The following is a 20,829-nucleotide window of genomic DNA, read 5'->3' as shown; positions in this document are numbered from 1 at the left end:
ATCAGTCGTTCGCGGGCTTGGCGGTGGTCGGGTCGATCACGTCGGCCAGGGTCGACTTGACCGCCTTGACCTTCATGTTCGGCGCCAGCTCGATATCGACATAGATGTCGTCGACGCGCGCGACCTTGCCGACCAGGCCACCGCCGGTCACGACCTGATCGCCCTTCTTCACGGCGTCGATCTTGCCCTTATGCTCCTTCATCTTCTTCTGCTGCGGACGGATCAGCAGGAAGTAGAAGACGACGAAGATGAGGACCAGCGGTGCCATCTGCACCAGGATACCGGCGCCGGAGGCTTGCCCGCCCGCGGTCTGGGCAAAGGCTGGAGTAATGAACATGGTGGGACTTTCGCCTTGTTTTTCGGTCTCCCCAACCCGCAGGGCGCGGGCATGGGATCAAGCGCGGGCGGCTAACACAGATGGCCGGGGCAAGGCAACAAGCTTGGCTTTTCGCGCCCGGAATGACGGGCTTTGAAAGCATCGGGCAAGGGACGGGAAAGCCGTTCATTTGCACGCTCCGCAAAAAGCCTGCATCGAATCCCTTGCAACTTCCAATTCATCCCTCTATTGGGCGCCCTCCGGTCGGGACGTAGCGCAGCCTGGTAGCGCATCACACTGGGGGTGTGGGGGTCGGAGGTTCGAATCCTCTCGTCCCGACCAAAATTCTCCGAACATCGCCATAATCCATGATTTTCGCCGCTTCGGCGGAGGGCCTGCCCCTGCGTGTCAGACGCTGCCGGCCCGGATCTTGGCAAACATGTCCGCAAAGGTCAGCCGGCTATCGATCCGGGTGAAGACGCGCATCGGCCGCCCGGCCGGATGTGCGACATAGCCCGCCTGATCGTTGATCCGCGGCGTCGGCCGGATCAGATAATCGCTCGACGCCGCATCGGGATCGAAGGAGGATTGCAGCGCGGTCAGTGTGACCAGCGGACTGTCCCCCAATATATAGGTTTCGCCGAGCGGCGCATCGATCCGCCTGATTGCCCGCTCCAACTGATCCAGCAGATAACGGCCCAGCCGCCCCGCCCCTGCCAGTTCCCGGTCGAGTTCGGCATGACTGATCATCAGCGTGCGATAGACGTTGCGCGGCACCTGCCAGATCTCGACTGCCGAATCGTTGAACAATGCCTGCGCGGCGGCCAGATCGATGGTCAGATTATATTCCTTGCTTGCCCGGACATGGACGGTGGGATCGACATCCCCATGTTCCGGCCCGCCGATCCAGACCAGGATGATCCGCCGCGCGATCTCCGGTCGCAGGCGCACCGCTTCGGCCAGGTCGGTCAGGCCAGCCCCCGCAACATAGAAGAGGGGCAATTTGCTATCAGTCCGTTGCGCTTCGGCGATGATCGCGGCCACCGCCGGGGTGGCCGATGGCGGCATGCCGGGCGCCGGCGCGGCATTGCGCCCCGCCAGCACCGGCGGCCGATGCGGCAGCCGCATGCAATCCATAATGGCGCTGACGCATTGCACGGCATTGTCGGCTTGCCGGTCCGACCCGTCGAGGAAATCCCTGGGATGAATATGCGATCCGATGACCAGCGGGATCTGCACCGAAGGCGACAACAGATGATGCGCCAGTTGGAACAGGCCATCGGGATCGCCGGAAAAATCATTGTCGATGATCACCCGGCTGCGGACCCGCGCGGTCAGGGCGTGAGCCGGCCCGGTCAGTGATGCCTGGCCGGCCAGCCCCACAAGCCCCGCCAGCCATGTTCGCCGATCGATGATAAGCCTGTTCTGCACGACCTGACCCTCCCCATGTCGCCCCATTGGACATGCAGCCACATTGCGGGACCATGACCCACAATGTCAAACAAGACCCGGAAATGCCGGAAGATCAGTCGGCCGCCCCTGCCATATCCCCCCTCTCGCCCGCCATCGCCAGCAGCAGGTCGATCTTGTCGTGCAGGCTGGCAATCTGCGCTTCCGATCGCAGGTTGGTCTCATAGTCGAGCCGCGCCTCCAGCCGGTCCTTGGCCGCCTGGCGGTTCTGGCTCATCATGATGATCGGCGCCTGCAACGCGGCCAGCATCGACAGCATCAGGTTGAGGAAGATGAAGGGAAAGGGATCGAAGGCATGGCGCGCCAGCACCAGCGTGTTCAGCAGCGCCCAGGCGACCAGGAACAGGCTGAAACCGATGATGAAGCGCCAGGAACCGCCGATCGCCGCGACGCGGTCGGCCAGCCGCTCGCCATAGGTCTGGCCGTCATCGAACAGGCGGTTGAGATCAGGGGCCTGGGGTCCGCGGCGCAGGGAGCCGACGAGAAAACGGATGGCTGCATTCATGGATCACCTCGTGCGACCGCGCCTTCGGGGCGGGCGGGTGATCCGAACCTGTCAGTTCGCCCCCATGCCCGAACGCGCGGTCTTTCGACTATGGTCGTTGTCGGACATGATTTCCTCGAAAGGATGGGCGGAATATTCCGGCTGGAACAGGATGGCCGCTAGACCCCGCACCGCGCCGGATCAATCCGCGCAATCATGAAATCTTGGTCATGTTGGAGAGGGGGGGGCGGACTGTCAGCCTACCCTCTCCCGTTCACGGGAGAGGGAGGGGCCCGCGCCGAAGGCGTGGGAGGGTGAGGGTCTTCTGAAACAAGCCGCCCTCATCCAACTTCGCCTAACCGGCTTTGCCGGCAAGGCTTCGTATCCTTCTCCCGCCAACGGGAGAAGGAATGAGCGCTCCTGCTCGCTTCGCGCCAGGCAGCCTTCCGCCCGGAAGCGGACCGAGCGCTATCCGGGCTGCGCCATGCTGGCCCCGCCCCGACATCCCCTTTCCTACGCTCTCTCTCCCTGCTCTACACTTGGTGGTGCGAGTGAATGCGCCCGCGCCAGTCGACCGGTGCGTGCCGCGTGCAAGCAAGGCGCGTGGGTGTCGCGTCCGGGGCGCGTGCCGCGCGCGGCGTTAACGCGGCACGATGGCCCAGCCCCTGTTGGACGGGGCGCGTTCCAGTGCATGACCGACGCGCAGCAGAGGCGTTGCCGACGCGGTTCAGGCGCGAACGACCCCAGAAGCCCGTTTACACTGAACTTCGACAGACGCGCCCATGCCATTCCACCCTGTCCTACAGATAACCATATGGGATAAATGATTCGCCATCCACGAACCATGGAAGGGCCAATCATGGACATCGACACATTGCTGGACGAACTGATCGCGCGGGAGGGTGGCTATGTCGACCATCCGGCCGATCGCGGCGGGCCGACCAATATGGGCATCACGCTGGGCGTCGCGCGGGCGAACGGCTTTGCCGGCGACATGCGCCGCCTGCCGCCCGCAACCGCGCGCACCATCTATCGCCAGCTCTATTGGGATGGGCCGGGCTATGCCGCGGTCGCGCAGCAGAGCATGGCGCTCGCCGCCGAACTGTTCGACACCGCCGTCAACATGGGACCGGGGGTCGCCAGCACCTTTCTCCAGCGAGCGCTGAACGCGCTCAACCGCAACCAGCGCGACTATCCCGACCTGAAGGCCGATGGCACGATCGGCGCCCGCACGCTTGCCGCGCTGCGCGCCTTCCGCACCCTGCGCGGCACAGCCGGCGACGCCGTGCTGATCAAGGCGATCGAGGCCTTGCAGGGCGAACGCTATCTGGCGCTGGCCGAAAGCCGCCCGGCCAACGAGGCCTTTCTCTATGGCTGGCTCGCCAACCGCATCGGCTGAAGGGAGACGCGATCATGTTGAAGACCGACGATATTCCCCTGCTCCCCGGCCCCCTCCCCACCGAGCCGACCGACCTGTGGACCCAGCGGTCGCGGCCGGCCTTTCTCTACGTCATCTATGCGCTGCTGCTCTGGTCGATCCCGATGGGGCTGATCTCGGGCTGGCAGCCGGAGGTAGCGGGTGCGATCATCGCGGGCATGCGCGCCTATCTCGACGCCCTGCCCGAGCCGCTCTACGCGCTCTTCGGCACCGCCTATCTCGGCTATACCGCGGCCCATGCCTGGGGCAAGGCGAGGGGCACGGAGCGCTGACAGCCTGTTTGAAAAATCGCGAAAGAGCGATTTTTCAGCGCGGTACCAGCCCGCTCCCCCGCCCAACCACCCGATCCAGTGTCATCCTGTCGGGCGGTTGGGCGGGGGAGCGGGCCGGAACCGACTTTCTCAAACAGTCTCTGAGAGCCAGAGGCGGTGCGCAACACCGCCCCTTTCGCCTCAATTATTGACGTAAAAGTCGCGCAGTGCCCGCGCATCATGCAGGGCATTGTGCGGCACCCGGCTGTTGGCCGCCGCGCTGAAGCCCGCCGCATTGATCAGTTCCAGCCGCAGCCCATAGTCGACCGCCGCCATCTGCCCCGGCCCGGTGGTCAGCAGCGCGCAGAAATGGGCCAGATCCTCGGGCCAGTCGGCGATGATCACCGGATCGGAATCGCCATCCAGATAGGCGGCGATATGGTCGGCCGCCTCGATCCGGCTGAGTTCATGGTCCAGCCCCGGCGGCACATGGCGCAGATAGGGGATGACATGGCGCTCGACCCAGGGTTCGATCACATCGGGCAGTGGCAGCGACGCATAGAAATCATCGTCGCCATGTTCGGGCACCAGCGCCACGCTGATCAGCGCGCCGCCAAAGCCGTTGAATTCGGTATCGAGAAAATAACGCATGATGGGGGTGCCGATAGACCCCTGCGCCGCCGCTGGCCAGCCCATAGGCGGCGAACCGTCCGATGGGCCGCCATTGCGCAGCGGCGCGCGACCTGTCATGCGGCCGCTTTCCCCGCCCTGCTTGAGGACCATTGCCATGACACCGCGCGAATTGCTGGGCACCGCCGCCGTTCCGGGCGGACAGGAACTGCGCCTCTATCGCCGCGGCGGCGACTTCATGATCGTGCTCGACCGCAATGAGCTGATGAGCAGCCGGATGAACGGGTCGGAAAAGGCGCTGGCGCTGATGACGCTGGAGCGACTGGGCAAGCGCGCCGGCCTCCATATGCTGATCGGCGGCTATGGCATGGGCTTCACCCTGCGCGCCGCGCTCGCGGAAATGGACACCAAGGCACAGATCACGCTGGCCGAACTGGTGCCCGAGATCATCGAATGGGCGCGCGGCCCGATGGTCGATCTGGCCGCCGGCTGCCTGGACGATCCGCGCGTGCGGCTGGTGATGGATGATGTCGCCCATGTGATCGCCGCCGGCCATGGCAGCTATGACGCGATCCTGCTCGACGTCGACAATGGCCCGGACGGCCTGACCGCCGACGCCAATGACCGGCTCTATACCAATGCCGGCCTCTCCAGCGCGATGCGCGCGCTCAAGCCCGGCGGCATATTGGCGATCTGGTCGGCGGGATCGGACGCCGCCTTCACCCGGCGGTTGCAGAATGCGGGCTTCGCGGTCGAGGAAGTCGCGGTCAAGGCGCGCGACAATGGCAAGGGCCCCCGCCACGTCATCTGGTTCGCAACCCGCCGGCGTTGAGGGTCCGTTTTAGAAAGCCGGTTCCAGCCCGCTCCCCCGCCCAACCGCCCGATCCAGCGTCATCCTGTCGGGTGGTTGGGCGGGGGCGCGGGCCGGCACCGTACCGAGACATCGCCCTTTCGCGATGTCTCAAAAAAAGCGCCGCACCCCGGACATGAGAGGGGCCGCCGGGACGCAATGCCCGACGGCCCATCATGTGCATGGTCAGCGGCCGGAAACCGCCCAGAAGGAAGACAAGTTCGCGCTAAAGCCCCTGGCGGAGACGGCCTGTATGTCGGCGCTCTTGGTCTCTACACCATGAAGGGTTTGTACCGACGCTCCGGCGTCGTCAGCGGCGCGTTTCCCGAATGGACTTGACCGACCCCATTGCTGAACCATGAGACATCGGATCACCTCCTTTCGCTAATTAAGCCCGCGTGACCGGCTTTGAGCTACCCCTCGATCGGCCACGAGACGGACTGTGAATCAGACGGATTGCAGGATCAAGACTTGTAATATTCTTTTTTGGAATCATACTTGAACGTCCGCGCCGAAACGGCGGGACCGCTGATTTTCAGCCCCGACACTCCTCGATCACGCGCGATATTTCGGCCCAGGCCGGCACGATCAGCGTCTCCTGCCCCTGCACCTCGATCGCGAACCGGCCCCGGCTATAGGCGAGCTGGTCCAGCACCGCGTCGCTCGCGCCGCGCACGGCAGTCAGCTGCGGCACCTGCGTCCCCGCCATCACCGCCGGCCAGCTGCTCGCGCCATAGCTTGTCCGCACCGTGATCGCCCCCTGCCCGCCGCCGGCGCGGCTCAGGCTGATCCGCCGTGTCGCCCGGTCGCAGCGCAGCGTCAAACGCGGGGCAGAAGCCGACTCGCCAAACAGTGCGACCGGCCCGGCCGGATCGGCGCGATAGGTCCAGTTGCCCGGCGTCGCAGGGCGATATTGCCACTCGACCGCCGCAGGCTGGGCCGGCTCGGCTGGCGGCACCGGCGCAGGCCGGGGTGCTGGCGCGGGGCGCGGCGCCGGCGCGGAGGGCGGCGCGACGCAGCCGGCCACCAACAGGGTCAGCGGCGCTGCAAGGGCCGGGGCGGACACAAGAAATCGGGTCAGACGCATCGCGCTTCCATGCCCGAGCCGGCCGGAGCGCTCAACCCGAAAAGGGGCAGGGCGACGGTAGAGGCGGATGGCCGGCCACGGCCATCGCCGCTTGCCCCCATGCGCAACCGCTCCGTTCATCGCACGGAGAGCCTCAAAAAAGCGCCGGATATTGACAGTTTTGGGGCGAATCGATAAAGGCCGCCGTTCCCTACACGCGTAACAGCGGCAGTGCTTCCTGCACTGGCCGTCTTTTTTGCGTCTCGGGAAGCAACATCATGGCCTGTTTTTCCTTGCCAGGAAAGAGGCCCGAACGCTTTGAGATGGGGCGGCGCCAACTGCCCCGTGGAGCAGGAGATTTAAGTACCATGGCACGTATTGCGGGTGTTAACATCCCGACCAACAAGCGCGTAATCATCGCGCTCACCTACATCCACGGCATCGGTCGCAAGACCGCCGTCGACCTCGCCGACAAGCTGGGCATCGACCATGCGCGCCGCGTTCAGGACCTGTCGGACGCCGAAGTCCTGCAGATCCGCGAAGCCATCGACGCCGACCTGACCGTCGAAGGCGATCTGCGTCGCGAAACCGCGATGAACATCAAGCGCCTGATGGATCTGGCCTGCTATCGCGGCCTGCGTCATCGCAAGGGCCTGCCGGTCCGCGGTCAGCGCACGCACACCAATGCGCGCACCCGCAAGGGCAAGGCGAAGCCGATCGCCGGCAAGAAGAAGTAATCGTCGAGGGTCTTGTCCTCTGGACCGACCCTCCGGTGACTTCTGCTTTTGAACGATTTTTGTAGGATTAGAGCAAAATGGCACGCGAACCCCAGCGCATTAAGCGCCGCGAACGCAAGAACATCTCGGCCGGCGTCGCGCACGTCAACGCCAGCTTCAACAACACCATGGTGACCATCACCGACGCCCAGGGCAACGCGATCTCGTGGTCCTCGGCCGGCATGATGGGCTTCAAGGGCAGCCGCAAGTCGACCCCGTACGCCGCTCAGGTGTGCGCCGAAGACGCCGGCCGCAAGGCCGCCGAACATGGCGTCCGCACCCTCGAAGTCGAAGTCAAGGGCCCCGGTTCGGGCCGTGAATCGGCTCTGCGCGCACTGCAGGCCGTCGGCTTCCACATCACCTCGATCCGCGACGTCACGCCGATCCCGCACAATGGTGTGCGTCCGTCGAAGCGCCGCCGCGTCTAATTAAGCTTCGCTAGAGGCTTGAAGGCGGGCGGCGGACGCGTCGCCCGCTTACCCGTTTGCATCGGCCGGAACGTCCTGATGGGTCCAGGATCTACCCGTTACGGCCACATCCCCAGGGGAAGTACATGACTGTCAACATGAAGAACTGGCAGGAATTGAAGAAGCCCAACGCCCTCGAGATCAAGCCGACCGGCGACGGCAAGCGCAAGGCGACCTTCGTTGCCGAACCGCTTGAGCGCGGTTTCGGCCTGACGCTCGGCAACGCGCTGCGCCGGGTTCTTCTCTCCTCGCTCCAGGGCGCGGCGGTCACCTCGATCAAGATCGAGAATGTCCTGCACGAATTCTCGTCGCTCGCCGGCGTGCGTGAGGACGTCACCGACATCGTCCTGAACATCAAGCAGGTCGCGCTGAAGATGGAAGGCGAAGGCCCCAAGCGTCTGCAGCTGTCCGCCACCGGCCCGGCCGTGGTGAAGGCAGGCGACATTGCCGTCGTCGGCGACATCGAAGTGATGAACCCCGATCTGGTGATCTGTCACCTCGATCAGGGCGCGACGCTGAACATGGAACTGACGGCTGACATCGGCAAGGGCTATGTCCCCGCCGTCGCCAACCGCCCGGCAGACGCACCGATCGGCCTGATCCCGGTCGACGCGCTCTACTCGCCGGTCCGCCAGGTCGCCTACAAGGTGGATAACACCCGCGTCGGCCAGGAACTGGACTATGACAAGCTCTCGCTGACGCTGGAAACCGACGGCACCGTGACGCCGGAAGATGCGATTGCCTATGCAGCCCGCATCCTGCAGGACCAGCTCCAGCTGTTCGTCCACTTCGAGGACGCGCTGCCCGCCGCTGCCCCGGCTGCCGGCCATGCCGCTGCCGCTGCTTCGGAAGGCGAAAGCGACACCAACCAGATCAACCGCTATCTGCTCAAGAAGGTGGACGAACTGGAACTGTCGGTCCGCTCGGCCAACTGCCTCAAGAACGACAACATCATCTATATCGGCGATCTGGTCCAGAAGACCGAAGCCGAGATGCTGCGCACCCCGAATTTCGGCCGCAAGTCGCTGAACGAAATCAAGGAAGTGCTGTCGTCCATGGGCCTGCGCCTGGGCATGGACATCCCCGGCTGGCCGCCGGAAAATATCGAGGAAATGGCCAAGAAGCTCGAACAGGAGCTGCTGGGCTAAGTCGGAGCGAGCCGCGCAGCGCAGCAGCGCGGCGGTTCGCAACGCGAACGCGAACGACCGGCCAGCGACGCGCAGCGTCGTCTGACGTCACGGGATTTACTCCCGTGACGGTCGCCGGACGGTCAATGGGGTATTAGGCGGTCCCCATGAAAACCGCCTGGTCTGGGGTACCTCATCCGGCCCCTTAACGAACGAAGGAATGAGACATGCGTCATAAAGTTGGTCATCGTAAGCTTCAGCGCAGCACCGGTCATCGTACCGCCCTGCTTCGCAACCTGGCTGCCTCGCTCATCAAGCATGAGCAGATCCTGACCACCACGCCGAAGGCGAAGGAACTGCGTCCCTACGTCGAGAAGCTGATCACCCTCGCCAAGAAGGGTGGCCTGTCCAACCGTCGTCTGGCCGACGCCCGCCTGAAGGACGATGCGCAGCTGACCAAGCTGTTCGAAGTCCTGGCCGAGCGTTACAAGGATCGCAACGGTGGCTACACCCGCGTGATCAAGGCCGGTTTCCGCGCTTCGGACGCCGCGCCGATCGCGATCATCGAGCTGGTCGACCGTGACGTCGATGCCAAGGGCCAGGACTCCGGTCCGGTCAACACCGTCGACGAAGACGAATTCGAAGCCGCCTGATCGCGGTTCCGCCGGTAACGGTGGATAGACGATAGTCGAACAGGCCGCGGCTTCATCCGAAGCCGCGGCCTGTTTTCTTTTCAAGGACAATAGGGTCGAGAGGATGCGCGCGCTTCGCCGCCTGATCTGGCCGCTGCCGGCCCTGCTGGCAGTGATCGCCGCCGCGCCGGCCTCTGCTGTGGCGGCCGCTGCCTCGGGCGATGCCACCCCCGCCGCGATCGACGCGACGCCGCCGGACAACGGCCTGCATTACCCGCGCACCCGCCGCCAGGATCTGGTCGAGGATCATTTCGGCGTGAAGGTGACCGATCCTTATCGCTGGTTGGAAAATGACGTCCGCACCGACCCCGCCGTGCGCGACTGGGTCGGCCGCGAAAATGACCTGACCCGCCGCTATATCGACGACCTGCCCGGCCGCGAAGCACTCAAGACGCGGATGCAGGCGCTCTTCGCCCATGGCCGCTTCACCGTGCCGCGCAAGGCAGGCACCCGCTATTTCTACGGCTATAACAAGGGGCTGCAGAACCAGACGCCGCTCTATGTCCGCGAAGGACTGGCCGGTGAACAACGGCTGCTGCTCGACCCCAATCGCTGGGCACGCGATGGCGCGAGCGCACTCGCTGAATGGACGCCCTCGCCCGACGGTCGCTTCCTTGCCTATGGCGTGCAGGATGCCGGCAGCGACTGGCGCACCCTGCGCGTGCTGGACGTCGACAGCGGCAAGATCCTCGACGACAAGGTCGAATGGGTCAAATTCTCGCAGACCGCCTGGGACGGCCGGGGCGAGGGGTTCTTCTATTCCCGCTACGCCGCGCCGGTCGACGGCGAAGCCTATCAGTCGACCAACAGCGACCAGCAGCTTTATTATCATCGCATCGGCACGCCCCAGGCGCAGGACCAGCTCATCTATGCGACGCCCGATCGCCCCGGCCTCAGCCACACTGCCCAGGTGACGAGCGACGGCCGCTGGCTGATCGTCAGCAGCTTTGCCGGCATGGACCCGCGCCGCGAGCTGCATGTCGCCGCGCTCGACGGTGGCCCCGTCAAGCTGCGGACGCTGGTCAAGGGCCTCGCCAATGACTGGCGCCTGATCGGCAGCCGCGGATCGACCCTCTATTTCGTCACCGACCGCAAGGCCGCCCATATGCGGCTGGTGACGCTCGATGCCCTGCGGCCGGGGCGCAGCGAAAAGCCGCTGGTGGCCGAACGCGCCGATACGCTGGCCGGTGGATCGCTGGTCGGCAACCGCTTCATCCTCGCTTACATGACCCAATCGGAAACCGTCGCCGAACTGGTCGAGCTGGACGGGCGCAAGGTTGGCGACGTGCCGCTGCCGGGCATGGGCACGGCGGCCGGCTTTGGCGGGCGCGATGGCGACCCGGAAACCTTCTTCTCCTTCTCCGGCTTCGTGACGCCGGCCAGCATCTATCGCTTCGACACGGCGAGCCAGCAGACTCAGCTCTTCGCCCAGCCCGACCTGCCCTTCAATCCCGCCGATTATGGCGTCGAACAGGTCAGCTACCCCTCGAAGGACGGCACGCTGATCCCGATGACGATCCTGCGCAAGAAAGTGCTGGCCGACCATGCGCAGGCGGTACCGACCATCCTTTATGGCTATGGCGGTTTCAACATCGCGCTGACACCGGGCTATTCGGCGACCCGCATGGCCTGGCTGGAACAGGGCGGCGCCTATGCCATCGCCAATCTGCGCGGCGGCGGCGAGTTCGGCAAGGCCTGGCACGATGCCGGGCGCGGCGCCAACAAGCAGAATGTGTTCGACGATTTCATCGCCGCCGCCGAATATCTCAAGGCCCAGGGCTATACCCCCAAGGATGGTCTGGCGATCGAGGGCCGTTCCAATGGCGGCCTGCTGGTCGGCGCGGTGGTCAACCAGCGGCCCGACCTGTTCGCCGCCGCCCTGCCCGCGGTCGGCGTCATGGACATGCTGCGCTTCGATCGCTTCACCGCCGGCCGCTATTGGGTCGACGATTATGGATCGCCCGACAATGAACGCGATTTCCCCCTGCTCTATGGCTATTCGCCCTATCACAATATCTTGAGCGGCAAGGAGTATCCGGCGATCCTGGTGACCACGGCGGACACCGACGACCGGGTCGTGCCGGCGCACAGCTTCAAATATGCCGCCGCGCTGCAGGCCGCGTCGATCGGCGACAAGCCGCATCTGCTGCGGGTGGAGAATCGTGCGGGTCATGGCGCGGGCAAGCCGATCGACAAGCTGATCGAGGAATATGCCGACAGCTATGCCTTTGCCGCCCATTTCACCGGGCTCGACATCCAGCGCAAACCGGACTGAGCCCATTCAGCCTCTGGACAGCCCGACGCGGCTATGGCTCTGTCCATCGCAGGAGATAGGCAGATGATCGGGAACAGGACGCGGTGGATGACGGGTGCGCTGGTCGGCGCAGGACTGCTGCTGGGCAGCGTCGCCCCGGCACAGGCCCGGCCCCGCTATGACGATCGCTACTGGCATCACCGCCATGATCGCGGCAATGGCTTCGGCTTTGGCGACGCGGTCGGCATTGCCGCGCTGCTCGGCGCCGCCGTGGTGGTCGCCAATTCCGTCTCCAAGGACCGCAAGGACGCACGCGGCGCCGATATCGACAACCGCCCCTATGCCGACAATGACGCCCCGCCCCCGACCGGCGGCACCGATTATGGAGCGGATGCCGGCAACGCGGATGTCTACAGCCCCGAATCGCCCGCCCGCGCGGATGATTTTTCGGACGTCGCTGCCACCAACCAGAGCAATGACCAGCTGACCGACGCCTGCGCGCTGGCCGCGCGGGACGAGGCGCAGGGCCAGGCCGGCTATGCCGAAATCCGGCACATCGACGAGCCGCGCGCGACCGCCGACGGCTATAATATCGATGGCGAGGTCGAAACCCGCGCCAGCTATCGCGCCACCGAAGGCACCACCCGCCGCTTCACCTGCGCGATGAAGGACGGCCGCGTGGCAGAGGTCTATCTCAGCCGCGACGTGGCGATGCACTGAACTAAGACAGCGCGTCGCTTTATCCTGTCCCGGCGTCATTTCGTCGGATAGCATCGCCTCCGAATCAGGGGGTTATGGGTGGCAGGCTTTCTTCTCGCGCCGGAAAATATCGTTTTCGTGTCGGCCCTGCTGCTGATGCTGCTGATCGGTGGCGTCCAGGCGCTGGGCCTGGCTGGCGACGCCGATCTCGATCTGGACGCGGATGCAGACCTGCTCGGCTGGCTGGGCTTTGGCCGCCTGCCGCTGCTGGCGCTGATCGCCTTGTTCCTGACCTGCTTTGCCGTCATCGGCCTGCTTGGCCAGCAGGCGGCGCACGACCTTCTGGGTGCGATGCTGTCGCCCTGGATTGCGGTCCCGGCCGCCGGCGTCGCGGCCCTACCCGCCACCGGCCTTGCCGCCCGCCTGCTCGCGCCGCTGCTGCCCCGCGACCACAGCACGGCCATTCCGCTCGACCATCTGGTCGGCAGCCGTGCCCGCATCGTCACCGGCCGCGCGACCCGCGGCTCCCCCGCCCGCGCGCGGGTCGAGGATCATCATGGCCAGGCCCATTATGTCATGGTCGAGCCCGACAATGACGGCCAGGTGCTGGAGGAAGGCGAGACCATCCTGCTCGTGCGCCGCGAAGAGCATCTGTTCCGCGCCATCTCGCATGGCGACCATTATCTGCCCCGTCTCTAGGAGAGAGTCATGAATCTTCCCGCCGTGCAGGAGAGTTTCTCCATCCTGCCCTATGCGATGATCGCCGGCAGCGGCCTGCTCGTCCTGATCGTGCTGGGCATCGTCATCGCCCGCCTCTACAAGCGCGCATCCAAGGAAATCGGCTTTGTCCGCACCGGCTTCGGCGGAGAAAAGGTGGTGATGAACGGCGGCGCGCTGGTGCTGCCGATCTTCCACGAGACCATGCCGGTCAACATGAACACCGTCCGCCTGGCGGTCGAACGCAAGAATAGCGACGCGCTGATCACGCTCGATCGCCTGCGCATCGACGTGAAGGCGGAATTCTATGTCCGCGTGAAGCCCGATGCCCAGTCGATCGCCACCGCCGCGCAGACGCTGGGCATGCGCACCATGAATCCCGAAGCCCTGAAGGAACTGGTCGAGGGCAAGTTCGTCGACGCGCTGCGCTCGGTCGCGGCCGGCATGACCATGAATCAGCTGCACGAACAGCGTGGTGATTTCGTGCAGAAGGTGCAGCAGGTCTCCTCGGTCGACCTTGCGATGAACGGCCTCGAACTGGAGAGCGTTTCGCTCACCGGCCTCGACCAGACCTCGATCGAACATTTCAACGCCAACAACGCCTTCGATGCCGAGGGTCTGACCAAGCTCACCGAGCAGATCGAACTGCGCAAGAAGTCGCGCAACGACATCGAGCAGGAAACCCGCGTCCAGATCGAAACCAAAAATCTGGAGGCCGAGCGCCAGTCCCTGCTGATCGCCCGCGACGCCGAATTTGCCCGGCTGGAGCAGGAACGCGAGGTTGAGATGCGCCGCGCCGCCCAGGTCGCCGAAGTCGCCCGCGAACAGTCGCTGCGCAGCCAGGAAGCCGACCAGGCCCGGATCGAGGCGAAGAAGCTGGTCGACAGCCAGCAGATCGAGGCCGACCGCGCCGTGCAGCAGGCCAAGATCGCCCAGGCCCAGGCGCTCGAACTGGCGCGCCAGGAACAGCAGATCGCGGTCCAGAACAAGAGCCGCGAGGAAAGCCAGGCCAAGGCCGAAGCCGACGAGGCCCGTGCCAAGGCGGTTGCCGCCGAAGAACAGGTGCAGACCAGCCGCGCGACCGAGATCGCCGAACGCACCAAGCGGATCGAACTGATCGACGCCGCGCGCGAGGCGGAGCGCGCCGCCATCCAGATCCGGGTCGAGGCGGAAGCCGAGAAACAGGCGGCTGCTGACCGCGCCGAAGCGCTGCGCGTGGCGGCCGAAGGTGAGGCCGAAGCCGCCAAGCTGCGCGCCGAGGCCGATCGCGTCCGCTTCGAGGTGGAGGCCGCCGGCCAACGCGCAGTCAACGAAGCGGCAAACCTGCTGTCCTCCGACCAGATGTCGCTGCAAACCAAGCTCGCTTTGCTCAAGGTGTTGCCCGACCTGGTGCGCGAGGCGGCCAAGCCGATGGAATCGATCGACTCGATCAAGATCGTGCAGGTCGACGGCCTTACCGGCCAGAGCGGCGGTGCGGGCGCGGACGGCCTGGTGAGCGCCGGTGGCGACCAGAATCTCGCCAGCGCCGCGGTGTCCGCCGCGCTGCGCTACCGTGCCCAGGCGCCGGTGATCGACGGGCTGATGAAAGAACTGGGCCTCGACGGCTCCAGCCTCGACAGCCTGGTCAAGAGCGCGGTCGATCCCGCTCCGGTGGCGCCCGTCATCGTCGAGAAGATCCTGCCGAAGAAGGACCAGCTTCAGAACTGATCCTCCCGCATTGGCGCATCGGCCGGCCACCGGATTGTCTCGCAACGCGAGACAGTCTGGTGCGCCGCCGCCGGCTTATCATGCCCGCCTTTTTCCCTATTTCGAGCCCATCTCGAACAAATGGGAAAAGGGATAGACATGATGAGAAACATGACCAGCACCGCGGCAGCCATCGGCCTTGCCCTCGCCTGCGGCACCGCCCATGCCGAAAGCTTCCAGGGCCCCTATGTCGGCGTCCAGGCGGGCTGGAACCGCGACAGCATCGGCAGCGCCAACAGCGATGTCGGCCGTCTCGACCTGCATGAATCGCGCGACGCCTTCTTCGGTGGCGGATTTGCCGGTTATGATCATCAGCTTACCGACAAGATCGTGGTCGGCGTGGAGGCCGGTTTCGACATCGCCGCCGATGACGCATCGCGCGTCGGCGGAGCGCTGATCGATCCCAATTACAGCTTCGATATCGGCGCCCGCGCCGGCTATGTCGTCGGCGGCAACACCCTGCTCTATGTCCGGGGCAGCTACGAGAATATGCGCGCCCGTATCGCGCTCAGCGACGCCAGCGGCACCCTGTCGGGCCATGACAGTTTCGACGGCTGGGGCGTGGGTGCCGGCGTCGAGCGCTTCGTCGCCGACAAGGTGACGGCGCGTATCGAATATCGATATAGTGACCTTGGCGACGGCGGCAAGTTCGACCGGCACCAGACCCTGGTCGGCCTCGCCTATCATTTCTGATCGTCAGCCGGGACGGGCAGGCGCAAGGCAGCCCTGCCCGTCCAGAGGCCAGAGTCATCCATTCCAGCGGATCAGCGCTCCGCCAGATAATCGCCGCTGGCGATCACCCGATGTCCGGTAACGGACAGGGCGTACAGATAGACCCAGGCCGAGACCGGGCCATCCGTCGTTTCCACCATGCGGCGTTCGCGCCGATATTCATGGGGCAACGGATCGTCGGGCGAGCATTCCTCATAGGCGTCGAGCTGCGCCAGCAGCGCCTCCGCTTCGGGCAGCGCGAACAGGTCGCCATGCACGCGCCCCGCCTCCCCCGGCACGAAACCGGGATAATCCGCCACCTGATAGAGTTTCCCGCCGATCCAGCCGGCCCCGATCCACTCGGCGCGATCGGCAAGCCAATGCGCCATCGGCCCATCAAGGCCCGGTCGCAGCGTGCCATAAACGAAAAGCAACGGCCTATTCATTGCCTACCTGTAACTTTCACCGATTGACGGCGAATTTTCCCAACCATCGGATTTTTTCGCATTACGGAAAAATAAGCCTCTGAGGAAAACCCACGGATTTCCGCCAAAAATCGAAACTGGCACGCCGCCTGCAATATCGTCTGACATCAAGGCCGGACGGTCCGGCCAGGAAATATCTAGGGAGTGAGTATCATGTCCATCGCCAAGTTCCAGAGCGTCGCCCTCGCCTTTGTCGGCGCCGTCATCTTCGCCAGCCTGTTCGTCGGCGCGGCGGTTCCGGTTGCCCCGATCGCCTGATCGGGCAACCGCCCCTTTCCCATCACAGATATTATTGAAGGCCAGATCCATGAACAACAGCTTCACCCTCGACCGCCGCAACGCGAAGATCATGGGCGTGTGCGCCGGCATCGCCAACCGCACCGGGCTGGATGTCACGCTGATCCGCGTTGCCCTGGTGCTGCTGACCCTGTGCGCCCTGGGCCCGATCGGCGTCGTGGCCTATCTGCTCGCCGGCTGGCTGGCCGAGGGTTGATCCCTCGCCGCCACCGGAAGGCAGGGTTTCCGGATACAAAAGCGCCGCCCCGGCATATGCCCTGGGCGGCCTTTTTATGCCCCACATTGGCGGGACAAGGATGAGCGCGATCTGCGCTTAAGCGTACAGCACCGAGTAGAAGGTCAGCATCTGGACGCTGACCGCAACCACCAGCGCAGTCGCCTGAAAGGCCTGACGCATATTGGACTCCATCATTGGAACGACATCCCGGATCGGGATGCAGCGCCATATGATGATTTCACATCATTGTAACAATCGCAAAGCCTGACATGCCAATTGCATCAAACGCAATTATGTCACAGCTGTTGCTCCAGAGCCATGATGGTCGCGCGCGCCGCTGCCGGGTTCCGGACCTTGGCGCCGCTGATGTAGAAGAGATAGGCGTCGCCCTGCGCCGCCTGCGCCTTTGCCCGATCGGCCCAGCCGGCGATGTCCGTCGCGGTATAGCCGGCCTCCTCGTCCGCCCGGCTGCGCATCAGCCGGCTGTAGGAAAAACCGACATCATGGCCGGTGATTGCCGGATAATCGTCATGATCGGCCAGCACCACCGCCACGCCCGCGTCGCGTGCCAGCGCCAGGAAGGCCGGGTCATCGAAGCTTTCGTGCCGCACCTCCAGCGCATGGCGCAGCGCCACGCCATCGACGCTGGCCGGCAACAATTGCAGGAAGGCGCCGAAATCATCGGGGTCAAACTTCTTGGTCGGCATGAACTGCCACAGGATCGGCCCCAGCCGGTCGCCCAGTTCGACAATCCCCTGCTGGACGAATTTCTGGATCGACTCGCCCGCCTCCGCCAGCACGCGGCGATTGGTGCAGAATCGCGACGCCTTGACCGCGAACTGGAAGCCGTCGGGCACCGCCTGCGCCCAGCCGGCAAAGGTCGCCGGCTTCTGGCTGCTATAATAGGTGGCGTTGATCTCCGTCGCGGTCAGTTGCACGCCGACATAGGCCAGCTCATCCTTCTGGCGCATGCCGACGGGATAGAAGCTGCCGCGCCAGGGTTCATAGACCCATCCGCCGATGCCGACCCTGATCCGTCCCGTCATGAAGATCCTCCCTGCGCCATATTGATCGCCCGGAACGATCAGAGCCAGCGGGAAAAGCCATTGGCGATTATTGCGAACAATTCTTAATTATCGGGCAACAGCTTTCAAAGGGGTTCCGCCATGTCGCTCGATCTCATCAAGACCGCCACCTATTTGTCGATCCACCTGACCGTGGGCTTCACCGTCGCCTATCTGATGACCGGATCGGTCGCGCTGGCCGGCGGCATCGCGCTGGTCGAACCGATGGTCAATGCGGTCGCCTTCTTCTTCCACGAACAGGCGTGGAAGCGCTTCACCGCCCGGCCGCCACGCGATGCCGGACGCGACTGGATGCGCGGTCAGGCGGCGATCGCCTGATCCCTCACTGCTTCGGCCGCGGCTTGGCGCGCGGGATCAGCCAGGGCTTCACCTTGCCGGTCGGCCGCGCCTTGCCGTCCAGCCTTCGCACATGCCGGATGGTGATCGGCTTGACGATCATCTGCCCGCGCATCGGCCCCGTGCCGCAACAGGTCGGCACCGCCAGAATGCGACGCACCACGTCCATGCCGGCCACCACATGGCCAAAGGCGGCATAGCCGATCGAACTGCCCTGCGCGTCCATCCTCGGCGTCGGTCCCACCGTGATGAAGAAATTGCCCGATGCCGAATTGGGCCGGTCGGGCCGGGCCATCGACAATGTCGCGTCGAGATGCCTGATCCCGGTCTGGCTGGTCGGCTCATGCCGGACCGGCGGCAAGGCCCGGCGCAGGTCGGTATCGATCCCGCCCTGGATCAGGCCATATTTGGGATCACTCTTGCGCCGCGCCGCCCGGTAGAAAACCGTGCCGTCGAGCCGCTGGTCATCGGCATAGGCCAGGAAATTGGCGCTGGTCAGCGGCGCCCGGCGCTGGTCGACCGCTACGATGATCGTGCCGACCGATGTATCGATCGCCACCCGCGTATAGCCGGGGGTCGGCCGATTGGCAGGCTGGGCATGGGCCAGACCGGGTAACAGGGCGAACAGGAAGACGGCAAGACGGCAGGCAACGGAACGCATCGACACGGGGTACTCGTCGGGGAGGGAGGATGCCGAGGCTATCGACCGCGCAGCGCGGACGCAACCAAGCAACAGGGCGCCTGCCCTTTGCCGATATGCCGCTTATGCTGTCCTACAGCATGTCACCGCCCTATATTGCCCGGCCTCGGCGATCGAACAGCATTGTAACGAAATTTCCCACATTTGAATGAAGATGACAAAATGTGCGGGAAATGTGCGAAGTTAAGCGCTTGCTTGCCCGGCTCGGGGTGGGGGCCTATAGCCCGCGGCCATGAGCAGCGAACCCTTCCGCACGCAACTCGCAGCGCTTGAATCGCGGGGGCGCCTGCGCCACCTGATCCCTCGCGCCGGGCGTGATTTTGCCTCCAACGACTATCTTGGCCTCGCGTCCGATCCGATGATCGGCCAGGCCGTTGCCGATGCCGTCGCGCGCGGCGTGCCGGTCGGTTCGGGCGGCTCGCGCCTGCTGCGCGGCAATGCCCCCGAACATGAAGGGCTGGAGGCCAAGGCCGCGGAATTCTTCCGCACCCAGGCGTCGCTGTTCCTGGCCAATGGCTTCCTCGCCAACATGGCGCTGTTCGCGACCCTGCCACAGCGCGGCGACCTGATCGTCGCGGACGAACTGATCCATGCCAGTGTCCATGACGGCATCCGCCTGTCGAAGGCGACCGCGGTCTTCGCCCGTCACAATGACCTGCAGAGCTTCGCCGACCTCATCACCGCCTTCCGCGCCGAAGGGGGCAAGGGCCGGATCTGGATCGCGGTCGAAACGCTCTATTCGATGGACGGCGACATGACGCCGCTCGGCGATCTCGCCAAGCTGGCCGCCACCCATGATGCGATGCTGCTGCTGGACGAAGCCCATGGCACCGGCGTCTTCGGTCCCGGCGGGCGCGGCCTGTCGGCCGGCCTCGACGGGCTGCACAATGTCATCACCCTCCACACCTGTGGCAAGGCGATGGGCGTGGAGGGCGCGCTGATCTGCGGCCCGCGCATCCATATCGACTATCTCATCAACCGCGCCCGCCCCTTCATCTTCTCGACCGCGCCGTCACCGCTGATGGCGGTCGCCGCCTCCGCCGCGATCGACCGGATCGAGACCGCCGACAATCGCCGCGACCGGCTGGCGACGCTGCGCCAGGACGCGGTCGAGGCGATCTGCGCGCCGCTCGGCCTGCCCCGTCCGCGCAGCCAGATCATCCCGCTGATCCTGGGCGAGGATGCGCGCACCATGGCCGCCGCCGCCGCCTTGCAGGAGGCCGGCTTTGACGTGCGTGGCATCCGGCCGCCGACCGTGCCCGCCGGCACCAGCCGCCTGCGCATCTCGCTCTCGCTCAATGTCGGGCGGGCTGATGTGATCGCGCTGGGCGACGTGCTGCGCCGGGTCGCCCGATGACCCGCCTGATCGTCACCGGCACCGATACCGACATTGGCAAGACCGTCTTCGCCGCCGGCCTCGCCGCGGCGCTGGGTGCCTATTATTGGAAGCCGATCCAGGCCGGCGTCGATCCGCAGGGCGACAAGGAGCGGGTTGCCACCCTGTCGGGCCTGCCGCCCGAACGCATCCTGCCCGAAGCCTATCGCCTCGCCACGCCGGCCTCGCCGCATCTTGCCGCGCGGATCGATGGCGTCGACATCTCGCTCGATCGCCTGGCCCTGCCCAGGGTCGACGGGCCGCTGGTGGTGGAAGGGGCCGGCGGCGTGCTGGTGCCGGTCAGCGAAAGCCTGCTGATGGCGGACCTGTTCGCCTATTGGGGCCAGCCCGCAATCCTGTGCGCTCGCACCGGCCTTGGCACGATCAACCACAGCCTGCTCAGCATAGAGGCGCTGCGCGCGCGCGGTGTCCATGTCGTCGGCATCGCCTTCATCGGGGATGCGCATGAGGAGAATGAGCGGATCATCCCGCACATCGCCGGCGTCCCCAGCCTGGGGCGCCTGCCGCTGCTCGATCCGCTCGACCGGGACAGTCTGGCGGCCGCCTTCAGGGCGCACATACACCTTCCCGATAATTTCAACGGCCGATAATTTTCGACCAACGACATGGACATGCCGCT

General features: G+C 65.2%; 24 protein-coding genes and 1 tRNA gene. 17 read left to right on the top strand and 8 right to left on the bottom strand.

What is annotated here, in order from left to right:
• Window position 1: 1 nt before the first annotated feature.
• Window positions 2-337 (bottom strand): preprotein translocase subunit YajC, encoded by a 336-nt coding sequence (yajC, locus tag ACUCV3_RS06820; protein ID WP_004208743.1) that lies wholly within the window; start codon window positions 335-337, stop codon window positions 2-4.
• Window positions 338-581: 244 nt separating this feature from the next.
• Between yajC and ACUCV3_RS06815 the strand changes: the two genes are divergently transcribed.
• Window positions 582-658 (top strand) — tRNA-Pro (locus ACUCV3_RS06815).
• Between the two features lie 66 nt (window positions 659-724).
• Here the strand turns inward: ACUCV3_RS06815 and ACUCV3_RS06810 are convergent.
• Both ACUCV3_RS06810 and ACUCV3_RS06805 read right to left on the bottom strand, forming a co-directional pair.
• The gene (locus ACUCV3_RS06810) at window positions 725-1,747 is read right to left on the bottom strand and encodes a nucleoside hydrolase (protein ID WP_048938090.1); all 1,023 of its coding nucleotides are present in this window, start codon (window positions 1,745-1,747) and stop codon (window positions 725-727) included.
• A 94-nt stretch (window positions 1,748-1,841) separates the two neighbouring features.
• The gene (locus ACUCV3_RS06805) at window positions 1,842-2,291 is read right to left on the bottom strand and encodes a DUF1003 domain-containing protein (protein ID WP_010338412.1); all 450 of its coding nucleotides are present in this window, start codon (window positions 2,289-2,291) and stop codon (window positions 1,842-1,844) included.
• 838 nt (window positions 2,292-3,129) lie between these two features.
• Between ACUCV3_RS06805 and ACUCV3_RS06800 the strand changes: the two genes are divergently transcribed.
• Both ACUCV3_RS06800 and ACUCV3_RS06795 read left to right on the top strand, forming a co-directional pair.
• The gene (locus tag ACUCV3_RS06800; protein WP_482240463.1) at window positions 3,130-3,669 is read left to right on the top strand and encodes a glycoside hydrolase family 108 protein; all 540 of its coding nucleotides are present in this window, start codon (window positions 3,130-3,132) and stop codon (window positions 3,667-3,669) included.
• 14 nt (window positions 3,670-3,683) lie between these two features.
• Complete coding sequence (locus ACUCV3_RS06795; RefSeq protein ID WP_004208747.1) at window positions 3,684-3,980, top strand: 3TM-type holin; 297 nt, start codon at window positions 3,684-3,686, stop codon at window positions 3,978-3,980.
• A 180-nt stretch (window positions 3,981-4,160) separates the two neighbouring features.
• Here the strand turns inward: ACUCV3_RS06795 and ACUCV3_RS06790 are convergent, their stop codons facing one another.
• Window positions 4,161-4,610 carry a hypothetical protein gene (locus ACUCV3_RS06790; protein WP_026108855.1) on the bottom strand — a complete coding sequence of 150 codons (450 nt, stop codon included), beginning with the start codon at window positions 4,608-4,610 and terminating at the stop codon, window positions 4,161-4,163.
• Window positions 4,611-4,746: 136 nt separating this feature from the next.
• On the opposite strand from ACUCV3_RS06790, the gene ACUCV3_RS06785 reads away from it, so the two are divergent.
• Complete coding sequence (locus tag ACUCV3_RS06785) at window positions 4,747-5,421, top strand: spermidine synthase (protein ID WP_010339522.1); 675 nt, start codon at window positions 4,747-4,749, stop codon at window positions 5,419-5,421.
• A 553-nt stretch (window positions 5,422-5,974) separates the two neighbouring features.
• On the opposite strand, the gene ACUCV3_RS06780 is transcribed toward ACUCV3_RS06785, so the two are convergent.
• A complete protein-coding gene (locus ACUCV3_RS06780; RefSeq protein WP_010339523.1) occupies window positions 5,975-6,526 on the bottom strand; it encodes a hypothetical protein in 552 nt (183 codons plus the stop codon).
• A 347-nt stretch (window positions 6,527-6,873) separates the two neighbouring features.
• Between ACUCV3_RS06780 and rpsM the strand changes: the two genes are divergently transcribed.
• From rpsM to ACUCV3_RS06735, 9 genes are all read left to right on the top strand, one after another.
• A complete protein-coding gene (rpsM, locus tag ACUCV3_RS06775) occupies window positions 6,874-7,242 on the top strand; it encodes a 30S ribosomal protein S13 (RefSeq protein WP_004208751.1) in 369 nt (122 codons plus the stop codon).
• Between the two features lie 77 nt (window positions 7,243-7,319).
• Entirely contained in the window at window positions 7,320-7,709 is a 390-nt protein-coding gene (gene rpsK, locus ACUCV3_RS06770; protein WP_004208752.1) for a 30S ribosomal protein S11, read from the top strand.
• Between the two features lie 125 nt (window positions 7,710-7,834).
• Entirely contained in the window at window positions 7,835-8,896 is a 1,062-nt protein-coding gene (locus tag ACUCV3_RS06765; protein WP_004208753.1) for a DNA-directed RNA polymerase subunit alpha, read from the top strand.
• A gap of 206 nt (window positions 8,897-9,102) precedes the next feature.
• The gene (gene rplQ / locus ACUCV3_RS06760; RefSeq protein WP_004208754.1) at window positions 9,103-9,528 is read left to right on the top strand and encodes a 50S ribosomal protein L17; all 426 of its coding nucleotides are present in this window, start codon (window positions 9,103-9,105) and stop codon (window positions 9,526-9,528) included.
• Between the two features lie 103 nt (window positions 9,529-9,631).
• Window positions 9,632-11,842, top strand: coding sequence for a prolyl oligopeptidase family serine peptidase (locus ACUCV3_RS06755; protein ID WP_122928369.1), 2,211 nt, complete (start codon window positions 9,632-9,634; stop codon window positions 11,840-11,842).
• 63 nt (window positions 11,843-11,905) lie between these two features.
• The gene (locus tag ACUCV3_RS06750; RefSeq protein WP_037525825.1) at window positions 11,906-12,541 is read left to right on the top strand and encodes a hypothetical protein; all 636 of its coding nucleotides are present in this window, start codon (window positions 11,906-11,908) and stop codon (window positions 12,539-12,541) included.
• Between the two features lie 78 nt (window positions 12,542-12,619).
• Entirely contained in the window at window positions 12,620-13,219 is a 600-nt protein-coding gene (locus ACUCV3_RS06745) for an OB-fold-containig protein (protein WP_010339526.1), read from the top strand.
• A gap of 9 nt (window positions 13,220-13,228) precedes the next feature.
• Window positions 13,229-14,944 carry a flotillin family protein gene (locus ACUCV3_RS06740; protein WP_010339527.1) on the top strand — a complete coding sequence of 572 codons (1,716 nt, stop codon included), beginning with the start codon at window positions 13,229-13,231 and terminating at the stop codon, window positions 14,942-14,944.
• Between the two features lie 150 nt (window positions 14,945-15,094).
• The gene (locus ACUCV3_RS06735) at window positions 15,095-15,676 is read left to right on the top strand and encodes an outer membrane protein (protein WP_010339528.1); all 582 of its coding nucleotides are present in this window, start codon (window positions 15,095-15,097) and stop codon (window positions 15,674-15,676) included.
• A gap of 71 nt (window positions 15,677-15,747) precedes the next feature.
• On the opposite strand, the gene ACUCV3_RS06730 is transcribed toward ACUCV3_RS06735, so the two are convergent.
• On the bottom strand, window positions 15,748-16,140 hold the full coding sequence (locus ACUCV3_RS06730) for a gamma-glutamylcyclotransferase family protein (protein WP_029547989.1): 393 nt from the start codon (window positions 16,138-16,140) through the stop codon (window positions 15,748-15,750).
• 346 nt (window positions 16,141-16,486) lie between these two features.
• Here ACUCV3_RS06730 and ACUCV3_RS06725 point away from each other — a divergent pair, with 346 nt between their 5' ends.
• A complete protein-coding gene (locus ACUCV3_RS06725) occupies window positions 16,487-16,672 on the top strand; it encodes a PspC domain-containing protein (protein ID WP_004208760.1) in 186 nt (61 codons plus the stop codon).
• A 317-nt stretch (window positions 16,673-16,989) separates the two neighbouring features.
• Here the strand turns inward: ACUCV3_RS06725 and ACUCV3_RS06720 are convergent, their stop codons facing one another.
• Window positions 16,990-17,739 (bottom strand): DUF72 domain-containing protein, encoded by a 750-nt coding sequence (locus ACUCV3_RS06720; RefSeq protein ID WP_010339530.1) that lies wholly within the window; start codon window positions 17,737-17,739, stop codon window positions 16,990-16,992.
• A gap of 120 nt (window positions 17,740-17,859) precedes the next feature.
• On the opposite strand from ACUCV3_RS06720, the gene ACUCV3_RS06715 reads away from it, so the two are divergent.
• Window positions 17,860-18,096 carry a DUF2061 domain-containing protein gene (locus ACUCV3_RS06715; protein WP_004208763.1) on the top strand — a complete coding sequence of 79 codons (237 nt, stop codon included), beginning with the start codon at window positions 17,860-17,862 and terminating at the stop codon, window positions 18,094-18,096.
• Between the two features lie 4 nt (window positions 18,097-18,100).
• Here ACUCV3_RS06715 and ACUCV3_RS06710 read toward each other — a convergent pair whose 3' ends face one another.
• Complete coding sequence (locus ACUCV3_RS06710) at window positions 18,101-18,775, bottom strand: peptidylprolyl isomerase (protein WP_010339531.1); 675 nt, start codon at window positions 18,773-18,775, stop codon at window positions 18,101-18,103.
• A gap of 271 nt (window positions 18,776-19,046) precedes the next feature.
• Here ACUCV3_RS06710 and ACUCV3_RS06705 point away from each other — a divergent pair, with 271 nt between their 5' ends.
• Together ACUCV3_RS06705 and bioD are read left to right on the top strand one after the other, a co-directional pair.
• The gene (locus ACUCV3_RS06705; RefSeq protein WP_010339532.1) at window positions 19,047-20,171 is read left to right on the top strand and encodes an 8-amino-7-oxononanoate synthase; all 1,125 of its coding nucleotides are present in this window, start codon (window positions 19,047-19,049) and stop codon (window positions 20,169-20,171) included.
• Window positions 20,168-20,800, top strand: coding sequence for a dethiobiotin synthase (gene bioD, locus ACUCV3_RS06700; RefSeq protein WP_010339533.1), 633 nt, complete (start codon window positions 20,168-20,170; stop codon window positions 20,798-20,800). The genes ACUCV3_RS06705 and bioD overlap by 4 nt, the downstream gene beginning before the upstream one ends.
• The last annotated feature ends 29 nt before the right edge of the window (window positions 20,801-20,829 follow it).

The organism is Sphingobium sp. VMM, from assembly GCF_056790315.1.
Note: the sequence above shows the minus strand (reverse complement) of the source record. Positions and strands in the feature narration are given on the sequence as shown.